This window comes from Corynebacterium frankenforstense DSM 45800 (genome assembly GCF_001941485.1).
In the GTDB taxonomy this organism is placed as follows: Bacteria; Actinomycetota; Actinomycetes; order Mycobacteriales; family Mycobacteriaceae; genus Corynebacterium; species Corynebacterium frankenforstense.
In genome coordinates this window covers 2,525,479-2,540,533 of sequence record NZ_CP009247.1, presented here as the reverse complement: position 1 = coordinate 2,540,533, position 15,055 = coordinate 2,525,479, and the positions used below count along the sequence as shown (strand labels likewise).

9 protein-coding genes and 3 rRNA genes are annotated in these 15,055 nt (G+C 65.5%); 9 read left to right on the top strand and 3 right to left on the bottom strand.

Going from position 1 to position 15,055, the window contains the following annotated elements; translation table 11 throughout:
* Positions 1–7: 7 nt before the first annotated feature.
* Complete coding sequence (locus tag CFRA_RS11060; RefSeq protein WP_075664701.1) at positions 8–2,353, bottom strand: heavy metal translocating P-type ATPase; 2,346 nt, start codon at positions 2,351–2,353, stop codon at positions 8–10.
* A gap of 187 nt (positions 2,354–2,540) precedes the next feature.
* Between CFRA_RS11060 and trxA the strand changes: the two genes are divergently transcribed.
* The gene (gene trxA / locus CFRA_RS11055; protein ID WP_075664700.1) at positions 2,541–2,927 is read left to right on the top strand and encodes a thioredoxin; all 387 of its coding nucleotides are present in this window, start codon (positions 2,541–2,543) and stop codon (positions 2,925–2,927) included.
* Positions 2,928–3,202: 275 nt separating this feature from the next.
* The gene (locus tag CFRA_RS11050; RefSeq protein WP_075664699.1) at positions 3,203–4,066 is read left to right on the top strand and encodes a PspA/IM30 family protein; all 864 of its coding nucleotides are present in this window, start codon (positions 3,203–3,205) and stop codon (positions 4,064–4,066) included.
* 184 nt (positions 4,067–4,250) lie between these two features.
* Here the strand turns inward: CFRA_RS11050 and CFRA_RS11045 are convergent, their stop codons facing one another.
* The gene (locus CFRA_RS11045) at positions 4,251–5,768 is read right to left on the bottom strand and encodes an NYN domain-containing protein (protein ID WP_075664698.1); all 1,518 of its coding nucleotides are present in this window, start codon (positions 5,766–5,768) and stop codon (positions 4,251–4,253) included.
* Positions 5,769–6,028: 260 nt separating this feature from the next.
* On the opposite strand from CFRA_RS11045, the gene CFRA_RS11040 reads away from it, so the two are divergent.
* From CFRA_RS11040 to rrf, 4 genes are all read left to right on the top strand, one after another.
* Complete coding sequence (locus CFRA_RS11040; protein ID WP_075664697.1) at positions 6,029–6,403, top strand: GntR family transcriptional regulator; 375 nt, start codon at positions 6,029–6,031, stop codon at positions 6,401–6,403.
* 509 nt (positions 6,404–6,912) lie between these two features.
* A 16S ribosomal RNA gene (locus CFRA_RS11035) occupies positions 6,913–8,441 on the top strand.
* Between the two features lie 348 nt (positions 8,442–8,789).
* Positions 8,790–11,867 (top strand): 23S ribosomal RNA (locus CFRA_RS11030).
* A 93-nt stretch (positions 11,868–11,960) separates the two neighbouring features.
* Positions 11,961–12,077: ribosomal RNA gene (rrf, locus tag CFRA_RS11025) — 5S ribosomal RNA — on the top strand.
* Together the 16S, 23S and 5S rRNA genes form the textbook arrangement of a ribosomal RNA operon.
* Before the next feature lie 137 nt (positions 12,078–12,214).
* On the opposite strand, the gene CFRA_RS11020 is transcribed toward rrf, so the two are convergent.
* Positions 12,215–13,177: a pseudouridine synthase gene (locus tag CFRA_RS11020; RefSeq protein ID WP_245797592.1), complete on the bottom strand. Its 963-nt coding sequence runs from the start codon at positions 13,175–13,177 to the stop codon at positions 12,215–12,217.
* A gap of 178 nt (positions 13,178–13,355) precedes the next feature.
* Here CFRA_RS11020 and CFRA_RS11700 point away from each other — a divergent pair, with 178 nt between their 5' ends.
* The 3 genes from CFRA_RS11700 to CFRA_RS11010 all read left to right on the top strand — a co-directional run bounded on the left by CFRA_RS11700 (position 13,356) and on the right by CFRA_RS11010 (position 15,047).
* Positions 13,356–13,502 carry a hypothetical protein gene (locus tag CFRA_RS11700; protein ID WP_169842196.1) on the top strand — a complete coding sequence of 49 codons (147 nt, stop codon included), beginning with the start codon at positions 13,356–13,358 and terminating at the stop codon, positions 13,500–13,502.
* A 182-nt stretch (positions 13,503–13,684) separates the two neighbouring features.
* On the top strand, positions 13,685–14,581 hold the full coding sequence (locus CFRA_RS11015; RefSeq protein ID WP_075664696.1) for a universal stress protein: 897 nt from the start codon (positions 13,685–13,687) through the stop codon (positions 14,579–14,581).
* Positions 14,582–14,783: 202 nt separating this feature from the next.
* A complete protein-coding gene (locus CFRA_RS11010) occupies positions 14,784–15,047 on the top strand; it encodes a GlsB/YeaQ/YmgE family stress response membrane protein (protein WP_075664695.1) in 264 nt (87 codons plus the stop codon).
* The last annotated feature ends 8 nt before the right edge of the window (positions 15,048–15,055 follow it).

The following is a 15,055-nucleotide window of genomic DNA, read 5'->3' as shown; positions in this document are numbered from 1 at the left end:
GCGCCCCCTACCGGGCGAAGGCCGAGCGGAACCCGCGCAGCCGCAGCGAGTTGCTCACCACGAACACCGAGGAGAATGCCATGGCGATCCCGGCGAACATCGGGTTGAGCAGGCCCAGCGCGGCGACCGGGATCAGGGCGACGTTGTAGGCGAAGGCCCAGAACAGGTTGCCCTTGATGGTGCCCAGCGTGCGCCGTGAGAGCCGGATGGCGTCGGCGGCCGAGCGCGGGTCGTCGTTCATCAGGGTGATGTCGCTGGCCTCGATCGCGACGTCCGAGCCCGCCCCCATGGCCAGGCCCAGGTCAGCGGTGGCGAGTGCCGCGGCGTCGTTGACCCCGTCGCCGACCATGGCCACCGTGCGCCCGGCGGCCTGCAGCTTCTCCACCTCGCCGACCTTCTCGTCGGGCAGCACCCCGGCGATGACCTTCCCGATGCCGACCTCGCCGGCCACCGCGCGGGCGGCACCCGCGTTGTCGCCGGTGAGCAGCACCGGCTCGAGTCCCAGCTCGCGGAAGGCGCCCACGGCCTCGGCCGAGGAGCCCTTGACGGTGTCGCGCACCGTCAGCACGCCGGCGGCGGCGTCGTCGACGAAGAGCGCCACGGGGGTCGCGCCGGCGTCCTCGGCTGCGACGACCAGCTCCCACGCGGCGTCGGAAAGCTCCTCGCGCACGGGGCGACCCACGCGCACGCGGCGGCCCTCCACGGTGGCCTCCACGCCGTGGCCGGCGGTGGCGGCGAACGAGTCGGCCGCAGGCACTGTGCCGGTGAAGCCGGCGACGATCGCGCGCCCGATGGGGTGCTCGGAGCCGGCCTCGACGGCGGCGGCCAGACGCAGCGCGTTCTCGTCGCCGTATCCGTCGAGCCCGGTCGCGGAGTCGAGCGACATCTCGCCGGTGGTCACGGTGCCGGTCTTGTCCAGCACGATCGTGTCGACGCGACGGGTCGACTCGAGGATCTCGGGGCCCTTGATCAGAAGCCCCAGCTGCGCGCCGCGGCCGGTGCCCACGAGCAGGGCGGTCGGGGTGGCCAGGCCCAGCGCGCAGGGGCAGGCGATGATGAGCACGGCGACGGCGGCGGCGAAGGCGTCGGCCGTGCCGGAGCCGGCGGCCAGGTGCCAGACGAGCGTGATCACGGCGACGGCCATGACGGCCGGCACGAACCACTGGGTGACGCGGTCGACGAGGCGCTCGACGGGCGCCTTCTTCGCCTGCGCGGCGGTGACCAGGCGGCCCAGCTGGGCCAGGGTGGAGTCCTCGCCGAGGCGGGTGACCTCGACGAGCAGGCGCCCGGAGGTGTTCAGCGTGGCGCCGGTGACCTGGTCTCCGGCGGTGACCTCGACGGGCACGGACTCGCCGGTGAGCATCGACTCGTCGACGGCCGAGGAGCCGTCGGTCACGCGCCCGTCGATGGGGATCTTCTCGCCGGGGCGCACGAGGACGGTGTCGCCGACGCGCAGCGCCTCGACGGCCACGCGTCGCTCCACCCCGTCGCGGATGACGGCGGCCTCCTTCGCGCCCATGTCGAGCAGCTCGCGCAGCGCCGCGGAGCTCTGCCCCTTGGCGCGGGTCTCGAACCACCGGCCCAGCAGCAGGAACGTGATGACCACGCCGACGGTCTCGAGGTAGATCTCGTCCATCCCGGCGCCGGCGTGCGCGGTGACCGACATGTGCATGCGCATGCCGGGGTCGCCCGCGTCGCCGAGGAAGAGCGCCCACAGGCTCCACAGGTAGGCGGCGGTGGTGCCCAGCGAGATCAACGTGTCCATGGTGAATGCGCCGTGGCGCAGGTTGGTCACCGTCGCCTTGTGGAACGGCCAGCCGGCCCAGAAGTACACGGGGCTGACCAGCGCGAAGACGAGCCACTGCCAGTGGTCGAACTGCAGGGCGGGCACCATCGAGAGCACCGCCGCGGGCACACTGAGCACGGCCGCGCCGATGAGATGCCGGCGCAGGTAGTCGGCGTGGGCGTCGCGGGCCCGGGAGATCGCGTCGGTGCCGCCGCCGCTTGCCGACGTCGCGCCCGCGCCCGCGGCGCTCCCCGCGCCGTCGGCGGTGGCCGAGGCGCCGTCCGAGTCTGTGTCGGGGCCGTCGCCGGTGCCGGCGCCGCTGAGCTGGAAGGCGCCGTAGCCGGTCTTCTCGACCACGCCGATGAGGTCGGCCGGGGTGGTCTGCCCCGGGTCGTAGTCGACGCCGGCGGTCTCGGTGGCGAAGTTGACGCTGGCGGTCACGCCGTCGAGCTTGTTGAGCTTGCGCTCCACGCGGCTGGAGCACGACGTGCACGTCATGCCGGTCACGCCCAGGTCGATGTGGGCCTGGGCGCTCGCGTCCTGTCCTGGTGCCTGCGCTGTCGTCATGCCCTGAATTTTATACCCCCCGGGGGTATGCGGCAAGGGGGTGGCGGGCTGCGTGGGCCGGGCGGGGGCCTATAGGATTCGGGGCGGAATAAGGCGCAACCTCTCAACGTTGTTGAGGTTGCCCGACGCGGAACCGGCGAGGCTCCGCGACGAACATGAACCCAAATCATTAGGAGGCGCCCCGACCATGGCGACCATTGACGTGACCGAAGACACCTTCGAGAAGACCGTGACCGGCGAGGGCATCGTCCTCGTCGACGCCTGGGCCTCGTGGTGCGGTCCCTGCCGGGCCTTCGCCCCCACCTACGAGAAGGCCTCGGACAAGCACGAGGACGTCACCTTCGCCAAGCTCGACACCGAGGCCAACCAGAACCTGGCCGCCGCGCTCGAGATCCAGGCGATCCCGACCCTGATGGCCTTCCGTGACGGCATCATGGTCTACCGCGACTCCGGCGCCCTGCCCCCGGCCGCCCTCGAGGACCTGGTCAACCAGGTCAAGGGCCTGGACATGGACGATGTCCGCCGCCAGGTCGCCGAGCAGAACGCGCAGGCCGACCAGCAGGGCGACAAGTAGGTCCCCTGACCGCTGCTCGCTGAGGCGTGCAGGGTGCGCGGCCGGTCCACAGGTCCGTACCCCGAGGCACCTGACCGCCGGCCCGCGCGCCGCGGCACCGAACCGCCGTCCGGATCCGATCCGGGCGGCGGTTTTCGCGTCCCCGGAGCGGGCCACCTCACATTTCGCCCGGCGCAGGTGAGAAAGCCCACGTAGACTCGTCGGTGCATGAGCCCCTTCCGCGGGCGTGGCCGCGCGCCGGGCGCGCGGCGAGCGAAACAGAAAGGCTGACCACCGTGGCAAATCCCTTCAGCAAGGGCTGGAAGTACCTGATGAGCTCGTTCGACCAGAAGATCGACGAGAACGCCGACCCCAAGGTGCAGATCCAGCAGGCCACCGAGGAGGCCAAGCGCCGGCACGCCGAGATCTCGCAGCAGGCCGCCTCGGTCATCGGCAATGAGAAGCAGCTGTCCATGAAGCTGGACCGCCTGCGCAAGGACCAGGCGGACCTGCAGGACAAGGCGCGCCAGGCGGTGCAGATGGCGGACAAGGCCAACGCCTCCGGGGACGCGGAGAAGGCCCGCCAGCTCAACGAGACCGCCGAGGTCTTCGCCACCCAGCTCGTCGCCGTCGAGCAGCAGGTCGAGGAGACCGCGACCATGCAGTCGCAGGCCGCCCAGGCCGCCGAGCAGGCCCGCCGCCAGCAGGCCGAGTCCGAGGCCCGCCTCAAGGAGCAGCTCTCCCAGATCGACCAGCTGCGTGCCCAGGTCGACCAGACCAAGATGCAGGAGGCCTCCACCCGGGCCCTCGACAGCATGAACACGGTCGGCGGCGACGACTCGGTGCCCACGCTCGATGACGTGCGCGACAAGATCGAGCGCCGCTACGCAGACGCCCTCGGCGCCCAGGAGCTGACCCGCAACTCGGTGACCGACCGGATGAGCGAGATCGCTCAGGCCGGCAACGACATGCGCGCCGCCGACCGCCTCGAGCAGATCCGCGCGGAGCTCGGCGGCGAGGAGCGCGGCGAGCTCACCGCGGGCGAGGACGCCCCGGCGGATGCCGGGACCGACGAGGCCACGGACCCCGCGGGCGCAGCCGACAGCGCGACCGATGCAGCCGCGGACGCCAAGGACGCCGGCGAGGACGCCGACCGCTGAGACCCTCGGGCCAGGTCAGCCGCACGGGCGATCGACCTGCCCGCGGTGTCCGGCCCGCGCGCCGGGCCCCGGAGACACAGTCCGCCTCAGCGCACGAGAAAAGCGCCCCGGTCTTCACCGGGGCGCTTTCGCGTGTCCGGCGCGGGCCCGGCCGGCGCCGGGTGCCCTGCACCGGGCGGGTGCGTCAGTTCTGGCGGCGGACGTTGATGAGCACGCCGCGGATGCCGGCGTGGAAGCCGTCGCGCAGGTTCACGCGCTGCTTGTCGCTGAGCGTGTACTCGTGCAGCGTCTCGCAGGCGAACTGCAGCAGCGGGCGGTCCACCTCGGGCGGCAGCCCGCCGCCGGAGAGCATGTGGGCCTGGTCGCGCTGCTCGCCGGTGGCGGCGTTCTCGTACCACCAGGTCGCGTACTGCTGGCCGACGTCGAACGGCGTCTGGAAGCCCGCCGAGGCCCACACCTCGTTGGGCAGCGGCACGTAGCGCGAGCGCAGCCGACGCTTCGGGGCCATCATCGAGGGCTTCGGGCGCGGCTTCGGCTTGGGCTTGGCCTCGCCGGCAATGTCGCGCTCGACGGCGGAGTCGGCGTCGGGCGCCGGGGTCTTCGGGTGCGCCGCGGCGGACGCCTCACCCGCGGCCGTCGCCGCACCGTCGGCCTCGGCGGCCGGGGAGCCCTTCGCGGCCGAGGTCTGCTGGTCCTTGGTCTGCTGGTCCTTGGCCTGCTCGTTCCGGGCCTTCCGGTTCCCGCCAGGGGCCTGCTCCTTCGCGACCTTCTCCTTCGGGCTCTCACCCGGGCCCGCGCCCTTGGCGTCCTTCGTCTTCTCGTGCCTGCCGGCCTCCGCGGAAGCGGCGGCACCGGAGGTCTCGGAGGCGGAGGCGGAGGCGTCGGACGCAGAGACGTCGGACGCGCCGGAGGCGGCGGCGTCCGCTCCCGTGGCGGCAGGCGCGGCGTCGGCAATCGAGGCGCCGGCGCTCTCGGCGCACGCGGTGCCCTGCGCCTCCTGGTCGGCGGCGGTCGGGGTGGCCGGCGCCTCGGGACGCTCGGGCGAGGTGCTCGGCGGCTGGTCGCCCGCGGTCGCGTCGCCGGGCACGGAGTCGCCGTCGTTGTTCTCGGTTACCGACCCGGCGGCGGGCTCGCGCACCACCGGCGGGATCGGTCCCTCGAGCACCTCGAGGTGCATGGAGTCGTGGAAGTCCTCGCGCGGGTCGAGGATCGTGGTCGTGTCGCAGTGGTGGCGCAGGGCCGAGGACATCGAGTCCCAGCCGAAGCCGTAGAGGTGCACGCGCACGCCGCGTCGCGAAGCCTCGCTGACGCCGGGGATCATGTCCGCGTCGCCGGAGACCAGCACGATGTCCGAGCACTGCTGGTCCACCGCGGCGAGCACCATGTCGGCGACGAGCCGGGTGTCGACGGCCTTCTGCGTACGCCGCTCACCCCACTCGATGAGCTGGCCGGCGCGCAGCTGCACGCCGTCGCAGGTGCGCAGGGCGCGCTGGTAACGGTGCGGGCCGGAGTCGGGGATACCGTCATACCAGAGCTGACGGTGGATGGGCTGGTGAAGCTGGTTCTCGATCATCTCCCCGAGGACGTGCACCACGTCGGGGAGGTCGATCTCTAGTTGTGCGCGGGCCCCCGTCTCCCACGAGTTGTAGAAGCTCGCCAACAGATAGCTGGTGTCGACGAAGACAAGTGTGCGTTCAAGCATGGCTCCTAAAGTCCGTTCGCTAAGAGAGTTCTAAGACAGTTTCTGTCCCCAGCATGCACCACCGCCGCCGCCCGCGTCGACGCCTCACGAGGTTTCCGCAGGGCAGGGCACAAAAAATTGACGACGCCGCGTGGGTCGCCGTCGGCGGTACGGGCACCGTGGCCGGGGTTAGTTACTAGACTAACTAACCGACGATGACGTCCCGGACCCGCGGGTGGGGGAACCACCGGCGGCGCCGGGCGGTGTTGAGGAGGTGTCCCGTGGAAGATCAGGCGCAACCGTTGTTCAGGCAGATAGCCCGGTTCATCGAGGATGCGGTCGCGGAGGGGGAGCTCGCCGTCGGCGAGCGCGTCTCCTCGACCAACGAGCTCGCGCGCTTCCACTCCGTCAACCCCGCCACCGCGCGCAAGGGGCTGGCGATGCTCGTGGAACTCGGGGTGCTCGAGCGCCGGCGGGGCATCGGCACCTTCGTCGCCGAGGGGGCGCGCGAGCGGGTGCTCGCCCGGCGGGGCCGGGACTTCGCCCAGCAGTATCTGGCGCCCACCGTCGATGAGGCGGTGCGGCTCGGGATGTCGCGGGAGGAGTTGCACGGGCTCGTCGACCGCGTCGCGGAGAGTCGCGGTCTCTATCGGTGAGTCCGTGGGCGGGTGCCGCAGGCGCACGACGCTGAGCGGGGCTCTTGCGAACGTGAAAAACTATGTTGGCCTGCAGATTTGGCAAGTCTTGGACCCGTGTGTAAATTAATGGGGGTCAGCGCGACCGACAGCGCCCCGCCGCGGAGAGATTCCAGCGGTGAGATGGCGGAAGGAAAACAGCGACTGGCTACCTCGAACCGTAACGGCAAGCATCCTGATCGGATGCGAACCTAGCGTGTTTGTGTTGTGTGAGAACTCGATAGTGTGTTGATGTACTTTTTGTGGTGCGTTTCTTGTGGCTTGTCCGCCGGCGCTACCTGGGTTGTATGCCTTAGGTGGTGTTGGTGTGTGCCGGTGGGGGTTGACCTTCCTGGACCTTGGGTCCAAATGAATGGTTTTTGCCGGTGGCAGGTTGCTTGGAGTGCATTTTTTGTACTTTTGAGTTTTTTCTTGTCAGTTTTTTGTTTGTCAGGTTTCGGGCTTTTCACGGCTCGTTTTTTGCGAATTTTTTTGTGGAGAGTTTGATCCTGGCTCAGGACGAACGCTGGCGGCGTGCTTAACACATGCAAGTCGAACGGAAAGGCCAGTGCTTGCACTGGTACTCGAGTGGCGAACGGGTGAGTAACACGTGGGTGATCTGCCCTCAACTCCGGGATAAGCCTGGGAAACTGGGTCTAATACTGGATAGGACCACATCGTGGATGGTGTGGTGGAAAGCGTTTTGCAGCGGTTGGGGATGAGCTCGCGGCCTATCAGCTTGTTGGTGGGGTAATGGCCTACCAAGGCGGCGACGGGTAGCCGGCCTGAGAGGGTGTACGGTCACATTGGGACTGAGATACGGCCCAGACTCCTACGGGAGGCAGCAGTGGGGAATATTGCACAATGGGCGCAAGCCTGATGCAGCGACGCCGCGTGGGGGATGACGGCCTTCGGGTTGTAAACCTCTTTCGACCGTGACGAAGCCTTTGGTGACGGTAGCGGTAGAAGAAGCACCGGCTAACTACGTGCCAGCAGCCGCGGTAATACGTAGGGTGCGAGCGTTGTCCGGATTTACTGGGCGTAAAGGGCTCGTAGGTGGTTTGTCGCGTCGTCTGTGAAATTCCGGGGCTCAACTCCGGGCGTGCAGGCGATACGGGCATAACTTGAGTACTGCAGGGGTAACTGGAATTCCTGGTGTAGCGGTGGAATGCGCAGATATCAGGAGGAACACCGATGGCGAAGGCAGGTTACTGGGCAGTTACTGACGCTGAGGAGCGAAAGCATGGGTAGCGAACAGGATTAGATACCCTGGTAGTCCATGCTGTCAACGGTGGGCGCTAGGTGTGAGACCCTTCCACGGGTTTTGTGCCGTAGCTAACGTTTTAAGCGCCCCGCCTGGGGAGTACGGCCGCAAGGCTAAAACTCAAAGGAATTGACGGGGGCCCGCACAAGCGGCGGAGCATGTGGATTAATTCGATGCAACGCGAAGAACCTTACCTGGGTTTGACATACACCGGATCGCCCCGGAGACGGGGTTTCCCTTTGTGGTCGGTGTACAGGTGGTGCATGGTTGTCGTCAGCTCGTGTCGTGAGATGTTGGGTTAAGTCCCGCAACGAGCGCAACCCTTGTCCTGTGTTGCCAGCACATTGTGGTGGGGACTCACGGGAGACTGCCGGGGTGAACTCGGAGGAAGGTGGGGATGACGTCAAATCATCATGCCCCTTATGTCCAGGGCTTCACACATGCTACAATGGTCGGTACAACAGGTTGCGATACCGTGAGGTGGAGCTAATCCTTTTAAAGCCGGCCTCAGTTCGGATTGGGGTCTGCAACTCGACCCCATGAAGTCGGAGTCGCTAGTAATCGCAGATCAGCATTGCTGCGGTGAATACGTTCCCGGGCCTTGTACACACCGCCCGTCACGTCATGAAAGTCGGTAACACCCGAAGCCCACGGCCCAACCTTTTAAGGGGGGAGTGGTCGAAGGTGGGATCGGCGATTGGGACGAAGTCGTAACAAGGTAGCCGTACCGGAAGGTGCGGCTGGATCACCTCCTTTCTAAGGAGTATTTCTTATATTTTTTTGAATCCGGGTGGACGCACGCCACATTGGCGGCGGAGCAGGCCACTAAGTTAGAGACCACCATGAGGGCCCACACCGTTCCGGTACGGGGTGGGCGGCAGGTCATCAACACACTGTCGGGTGTCTGGCACGACACCGCACACACCACAGCCGTTGAGGTTGTGGTGTCGCGTGGTTCGTGTGCGGCACGGTGACGCCGGCCGGGACGATTGGTCCCGATGCCTGGTTGGTTGTCGTGTGTGGTGTGTGAGAACTGGAGAGTGGACGCGAGCATCTTATTTTTCTTGTTGTTGTTCGAATTTTTTGCCTTTTTGGTTATTCGATTCGTGTTTGTCTAGTGGCGCACGGTGGATGCCTTGGCATGCTGGGCCGATGAAGGACGTGTGAGGCTGCGTTAAGCCTCGGGGAGTTGTCAACTAAGCGTTGATCCGAGGATGTCCGAATGGGGAAACCCGGCCGTCGTTGTTGGCGGTCACCTGCCGGTGAATGTATAGCCGGTTGGGAGGTAAGGCGGGGAAGTGAAACATCTCAGTACCCGTTGGAGAAGAAAACAATTGTGATTCCGTGAGTAGTGGCGAACGAAAGTGGATTTTTGGCTAAACCTGTCCGCGTGTGACACCGTTTCCGGGGTTGCGTGGCAGGGGTTGTGGGCTTTGAACGTGTCGGTGCGGTAACCGCCGGCGGATGGATGTGTGTGGTAAGCGGAACCGGCTTGGAATGGTCGACCGGAGTAGGTGAGAGTCCTGTACGTGAATGCCGCATGTGTTGTCTTGTTCTTGTTTGCCCGAGTAGCAGCGGGCTCGTGGAATCTGCTGTGAATCTGCCGGGACCACCCGGTAAGCCTGAATACCCAGTGTGACCGATAGTGGATAGTACCGTGAGGGAATGGTGAAAAGTACCCCGGGAGGGGAGTGAAATAGTTCCTGAAACCGTGCGCTGTCAAGCCGTCAGAGCCCTTTAGGGGGTGATGGCGTGCCTTTTGAAGAATGAGCCTGCGAGTCAGCGGCACGTCGCGAGGTTAACCCGTTGTGGGGTAGTCGTAGCGAAAGCGAGTTTTTATGGGCGTTTAGTGGCGTGTCCTGGACCCGAAGCGGGGTGATCTACCCATGGCCAGTGTGAAGCGACGGTAAGACGTCGTGGAGGCGCGCACCCACTTAGGTTGAAAACTGAGGGGATGAGCTGTGGGTAGGGGTGAAAGGCCAATCAAACTCCGTGATAGCTGGTTCTCCCCGAAATGCATTTAGGTGCAGCGTCGAAGTGAGCGTGCCGGAGGTAGAGCTACTGGTTGGTTGAGCGGGATTATCGTCTTAGCAACATCAGCCAAACTCCGAATGCCGGTGTACGTGTTCTTCGGCAGTGAGACCGTGGGGGATAAGCTCCATTGGTCGAGAGGGAAACAGCCCAGATCGCCGGTTAAGGCCCCTAAGGGTGTGCTCAGTGGAAAAGGATGTGGGATCGCGAAGACAGCCAGGAGGTTGGCTTAGAAGCAGCCATCCTTGAAAGAGTGCGTAATAGCTCACTGGTCGAGTGGTCCTGCGCCGACAATTCAGTGGGGCTCAAGTACACCGCCGAAACCGCGGCAGACTTTTTTGTCTGGGTAGGGGAGCGTCGTGCACGCGTTGAAGCGTCCGGGTGACCGTGTCGTGGAGTGTGTGCGAGTGAGAATGCAGGCATGAGTAACGAATCTGGCAGGTGAGAATCCTGCCCGCCGGATGACCAAGGGTTCCTGGGTCAAGTTCGTCTTCCCAGGGTGAGTCGGGACCTAAGGCGAGGCCGACAGGCGTAGTCGATGGTAAACGGGTTGATATTCCCGTACCCGAGTGTGCGCGCCCAGTGGTGAGCCGGGGATACTAACCATCCGGTCGGTGCCTTTTTGTCCACTTCGCCTTCGGGTGTTGTGGCGTGGTACCGGTCGCGTGGGGCCTGATCCGTAGTAGCCAAGTGATGGGGTGACGCAGGAGGGCAGCCACGCCGTGTTGTTGGATTGCGCGGTGTAAGCGGTGAGAGGCTCCGGTGAGGTAAATCCCGCCGGAGGATAACCTTGGGCCGTGAAGCGTAGACACATAAAGTGTTGATGGTGGTGTGCTCATGCTGCCGAGAAAAGCCTCTAGCGAGTGCACATTCGGCCCGTACCCTAAACCGACACTGGTGGTCAGGTAGAGGATACTAAGGCGTTCGGGTGAACTGTAGTTAAGGAATTCGGCAAATTGCCCCCGTAACTTCGGGAGAAGGGGGGCCACACCTTGGTTGGTGTGGCCGCAGTGACAAGAGGGAAGCGACTGTTTACTAAAAACACAGGTCCGTGCGAAGACTTCACGTTGATGTATACGGACTGACGCCTGCCCGGTGCTGGAAGGTTAAGAGGACCTGTTAGACCCTTTGGGGTCGAAGCGGAGAATTTAAGCCCCAGTAAACGGCGGTGGTAACTATAACCATCCTAAGGTAGCGAAATTCCTTGTCGGGTAAGTTCCGACCTGCACGAATGGCGTAACGACTTCCCTGCTGTCTCAACTACAGGCCCGGTGAAATTGCACTACGAGTAAAGATGCTCGTTACGCGCGGCAGGACGAAAAGACCCCGGGACCTTCACTATAGCTTGGCATTGGTGTCCGGTCCGGTTTGTGTAGAATAGGTGGGAGATTGTGATCCGGCATCGCCAGGTGTCGGGGAGTCGTAATGTGAAATACCACTCTGACCGGGTTGGCCACCTTGAACCTTGGCCCATGATCTGGGTCGGGGACAGTGCCTGGTGGGTAGTTTAACTGGGGCGGTTGCCTCCTAAATGGTAACGGAGGCGCCCAAAGGTTCCCTCAGCCTGGTCGGTAACCAGGTTTTAGAGTGTAAGTGCACAAGGGAGCTTGACTGCGAGAGGGACTTCTCGAGCAGGGACGAAAGTCGGGACTAGTGATCCGGCACCTACTTGTGGATGTGGTGTCGCTCAACGGATAAAAGGTACCCCGGGGATAACAGGCTGATCTTCCCCAAGAGTCCATATCGACGGGATGGTTTGGCACCTCGATGTCGGCTCGTCGCATCCTGGGGCTGGAGCAGGTCCCAAGGGTTGGGCTGTTCGCCCATTAAAGCGGCACGCGAGCTGGGTTTAGAACGTCGTGAGACAGTTCGGTCTCTATCCGCCGCGCGCGTGGAAACTTGATGGAAGGCTGTCCCTAGTACGAGAGGACCGGGACGGACGTACCTCTGGTGTGCCAGTTGTCCCGCCCGGGGCATGGCTGGTTGGCTACGTACGGGAAGGATAACCGCTGAAAGCATCTAAGCGGGAAGCCTGTTCCAAGATGAGGTTTCATTTGAGGTCCCCTGTAGATGACGGGGTTGATAGGCCGGATCTGGAAGCATCGTAAGGTGTGGAGGTGACCGGTACTAATCCGCCGAACAAACACAAACACAATGACAGGTGATCCTGTTGCTCGCGTCCCACTCTCCGGTATCTGACACGCCACACGGGCCACTGGTTTCGGCCCGCCGGTTACAGGTCGTGTCGGTGGTTATAGTGGCGGGGAAACGCCCGGTCCCATTCCGAACCCGGAAGCTAAGCCCGCCAACGCTGATGGTACTGCACTCGGGAGGGTGTGGGAGAGTAAGTCACCGCCGACACCACAACTCAAAAAACGGAATACGGGAGCGCCCCTCGGTCGAAGTCATGTCGACTGAGGGGCGCTCCTTTTCGCGTATCCGGCCCCGTTCCATCCCTTTCGCGCCCCCTCTTTTTTCGGCGCCTTAGACGCTGAATCTCAATTCCATCCCCGGGTACGGAACTGCCGGCGCTCACCGCTCAAGGGATCGGTGAATGACAACTCGACCGACTTCAGCATCAGCGGGTGGTCGAACTCGCCCCAGCCGTCCGGGAGGATCTCCGGGTATAGCGGGTCATTGCAGATCGGCACGCCGGCGGCGTTCATGTGCACCCGCAGCTGGTGTGTCTTCCCCGTCCTCGGATGCAGGCGGTATACGGCCCAGCCAGGATGCGCCCCACCGCGTGAACCACAGGAGTCAGCGATCATCCCGCAGTCGCCCGTGGAGCGGACCACGGATCCCAGCTCGGTCACGGCGTTCGCCGTCCCGGGGACCTCCCGGGCCTGGAGGATCCCGCGGGTCTTCTCGATGCGGCTGGACCACACGACCCCTCCGGCACCGCGACCGGAGGCGGCACCGGGGAGCCGGGAGACGGCGCCGGCGCCCTCCGCGAGCGCTTGGTCGTACCGGTCCACGGCCTCGTACGTCTTGGCCACTACGCCGGACTCGAAGAGACCCTGGTACGCGCCCCGCACCTCGCGGCGGTTGGTGCACAGCACCAGTCCCGAGGTCGCCCGGTCCAGACGGTGTGCCGGGGCGATCTCCTCGTTGCCCGTCGCCCTCCGGAGGCGAACCACAAGGGTCTCGGTGACGTGTGCTCCCCGCGGCACGGTCGCCAGGAACGGCGGTTTGTCGACGACCGTGATGTCGCGGTCTGCGTAGACGACCTTCACCTCCCCCGGAACCGGAGCCTCGGGCGCCGGCATGCGGTAGAACCACACGTCCGTGCCCGCGGTGAGTCTGTCCTCTGCGGCGAGGGGCGCGGCGTCGGCAAGCACCACCTCGCCGGCGGCGAACCGTGCGCGCACCGCGGCGTCGTCGTCCTCGGGGTGGCGGTGTCGCTGCCCGCGCACCGCGGCGGAAACCAGCTCGAAGGCGGTGACCGTCGTATCCGCCGGCACCCGCAGTCGGCTGGCCGTGAGCCCGCCTCTCGGGGGCAGCGGGGCCGTGCGCGTGCGGCGGCGGGGGAGGGGACGGGGCGCCGATCCGGGGGTCGCACGCCCGTCCGGCACCGGCGACGCCGGGTCCGGGCCCGTTGTGGCCCGATAAGGTTCGTCGCTGTGTAGTACCATCGTCGGCATGGATCTTAACGCAATTCTCGCGCCCATCGTCGAGTTCTTCTCCACCGACCTCGGCCAGGTCATCGGCCGCTTCCTGACCGCCATCTACGAGTTCCTCTACCCGGCGAACTCCGAGGCCCCGCACGAGGTCCCGATCCCGGAGTAGGCCTCCGGCCACATTCCCCGCGGTGAGGGGGTTCCTCTCGGGTACCCCCGTGTGGGCGTCACCACCCACAACACGCGTCACCCCCGGAATGTAGACTGAAAGTGTGAGACGCGGTCGTCTCCGTCGGGTGAGCGACCGGGACAACACCGAGAACCATTCGACTCACAGAAAGGTCGATCAAGATGCCTCAGGAAGACATCATCGTCGTAGCCGTCGACGGCTCGAAGGCCTCGCACGTCGCCGTCCGCTGGGCGGCGAACACCGCCCTGAAGCGCGGTGTGCCGCTGCGCCTCGCCTCGAGCTACACGATGCCGCAGTATCTCTACGCCGAGGGCATGGTCCCGCCGCAGGAGCTCTTCGACGACCTCCAGGCCGAGACCATGGAGAAGATCGACGAGGCCCGCGAGATCGCCCACCAGGCGGCCCCGGACATCAAGATCGGCCACACCGTCGCCGAGGGCTCCCCGATCGACATGCTGCTCGAGATGTCGAAGTCCGTGACCATGATCGTCATGGGCTCGCGCGGTCTCGGCGGCCTGTCCGGCATGGTGATGGGCTCGGTCTCCGCCGCCGTCGTCTCCCACGCCTCCTGCCCGGTCGTCGTCGTCCGTGAGGACAACAACGTCGACGAGACCACCAAGTACGGCCCCGTCGTCGTCGGCGTCGACGGCTCCGAGGTCTCCCAGAAGGCCACCGAGTTCGCCTTCGCCGAGGCCGACGCCCGCGGCGCCGAGCTCGTCGCCGTCCACACCTGGATGGACATGCAGGTCCAGGCCTCCCTGGCCGGCCTCTCGGCCGCCCAGCAGCAGTGGGAGGAGATCGAGGGCGAGCAGAAGAAGCTCCTCGACGAGCGCCTCGCCGACCTCGTGGCCAAGTACCCCAAGGTCGACGTCAAGAAGCTGATCACCCGCGACCGCCCGATCCGCGCGCTGGTCGACGCCGCCGAAGGCGCCCAGCTGCTCGTCGTCGGCTCCCACGGCCGTGGCGGCTTCAAGGGCATGCTGCTCGGCTCCACCTCGCGCGCCCTGCTGCAGTCCGCGCCCTGCCCGATGATGGTCGTCCGCCCGGACACCCACTAGGCGGTCACCGGGCCGACCGGCCCGCCCCCGCGCCGGGCGAGAACCGGCGCGCGGACGCGGGGGCAGGTATAACGGTTCGATGAAATAATCGCATCAAACGCCGCCGACCCCTGGCATAGGGGGCCGGCGGCGTTTACCATTGGCATAAGCGGTCCATGTATCGCACACGGAATAAAACAATTACGAGCAAAGGACATTCATCATGCTTGGTATCGGTATCGTTGCGTGGATCATCATCGGCGGCCTCGCCGGTTGGATCGCCTCCAAGATCAAGGGCACCGATGCGCAGCAGGGCCTCCTGCTGAACATCGTCGTGGGCGTCATCGGCGGCCTGCTGGGCGGCTGGGCCCTGAGCCTGTTCGGTGTCGACGTCGAGTCGGCCGGCTGGTTCTTCAGCTTCCTGACCTGCCTCGTCGGCGCGGTCATCCTGCTGTCGATCGTCCAGGCGTTCACCCGCAAGAAGTAGGCCGGACG

Excerpts from the sequence above, each read along its gene's own strand:
- trxA (WP_075664700.1), top strand. The coding sequence starts at position 2,541 with ATGGCGACCATTGACGTGACCGAAGACACCTTCGAGAAGACCGTGACC.
- CFRA_RS11700 (WP_169842196.1), top strand. The coding sequence starts at position 13,356 with ATGGATCTTAACGCAATTCTCGCGCCCATCGTCGAGTTCTTCTCCACC.
- CFRA_RS11045 (WP_075664698.1), bottom strand. The coding sequence starts at position 5,768 with ATGCTTGAACGCACACTTGTCTTCGTCGACACCAGCTATCTGTTGGCG.
- CFRA_RS11015 (WP_075664696.1), top strand. The coding sequence starts at position 13,685 with ATGCCTCAGGAAGACATCATCGTCGTAGCCGTCGACGGCTCGAAGGCC.
- CFRA_RS11060 (WP_075664701.1), bottom strand. The coding sequence starts at position 2,353 with ATGACGACAGCGCAGGCACCAGGACAGGACGCGAGCGCCCAGGCCCAC.
- CFRA_RS11010 (WP_075664695.1), top strand. The coding sequence starts at position 14,784 with ATGCTTGGTATCGGTATCGTTGCGTGGATCATCATCGGCGGCCTCGCC.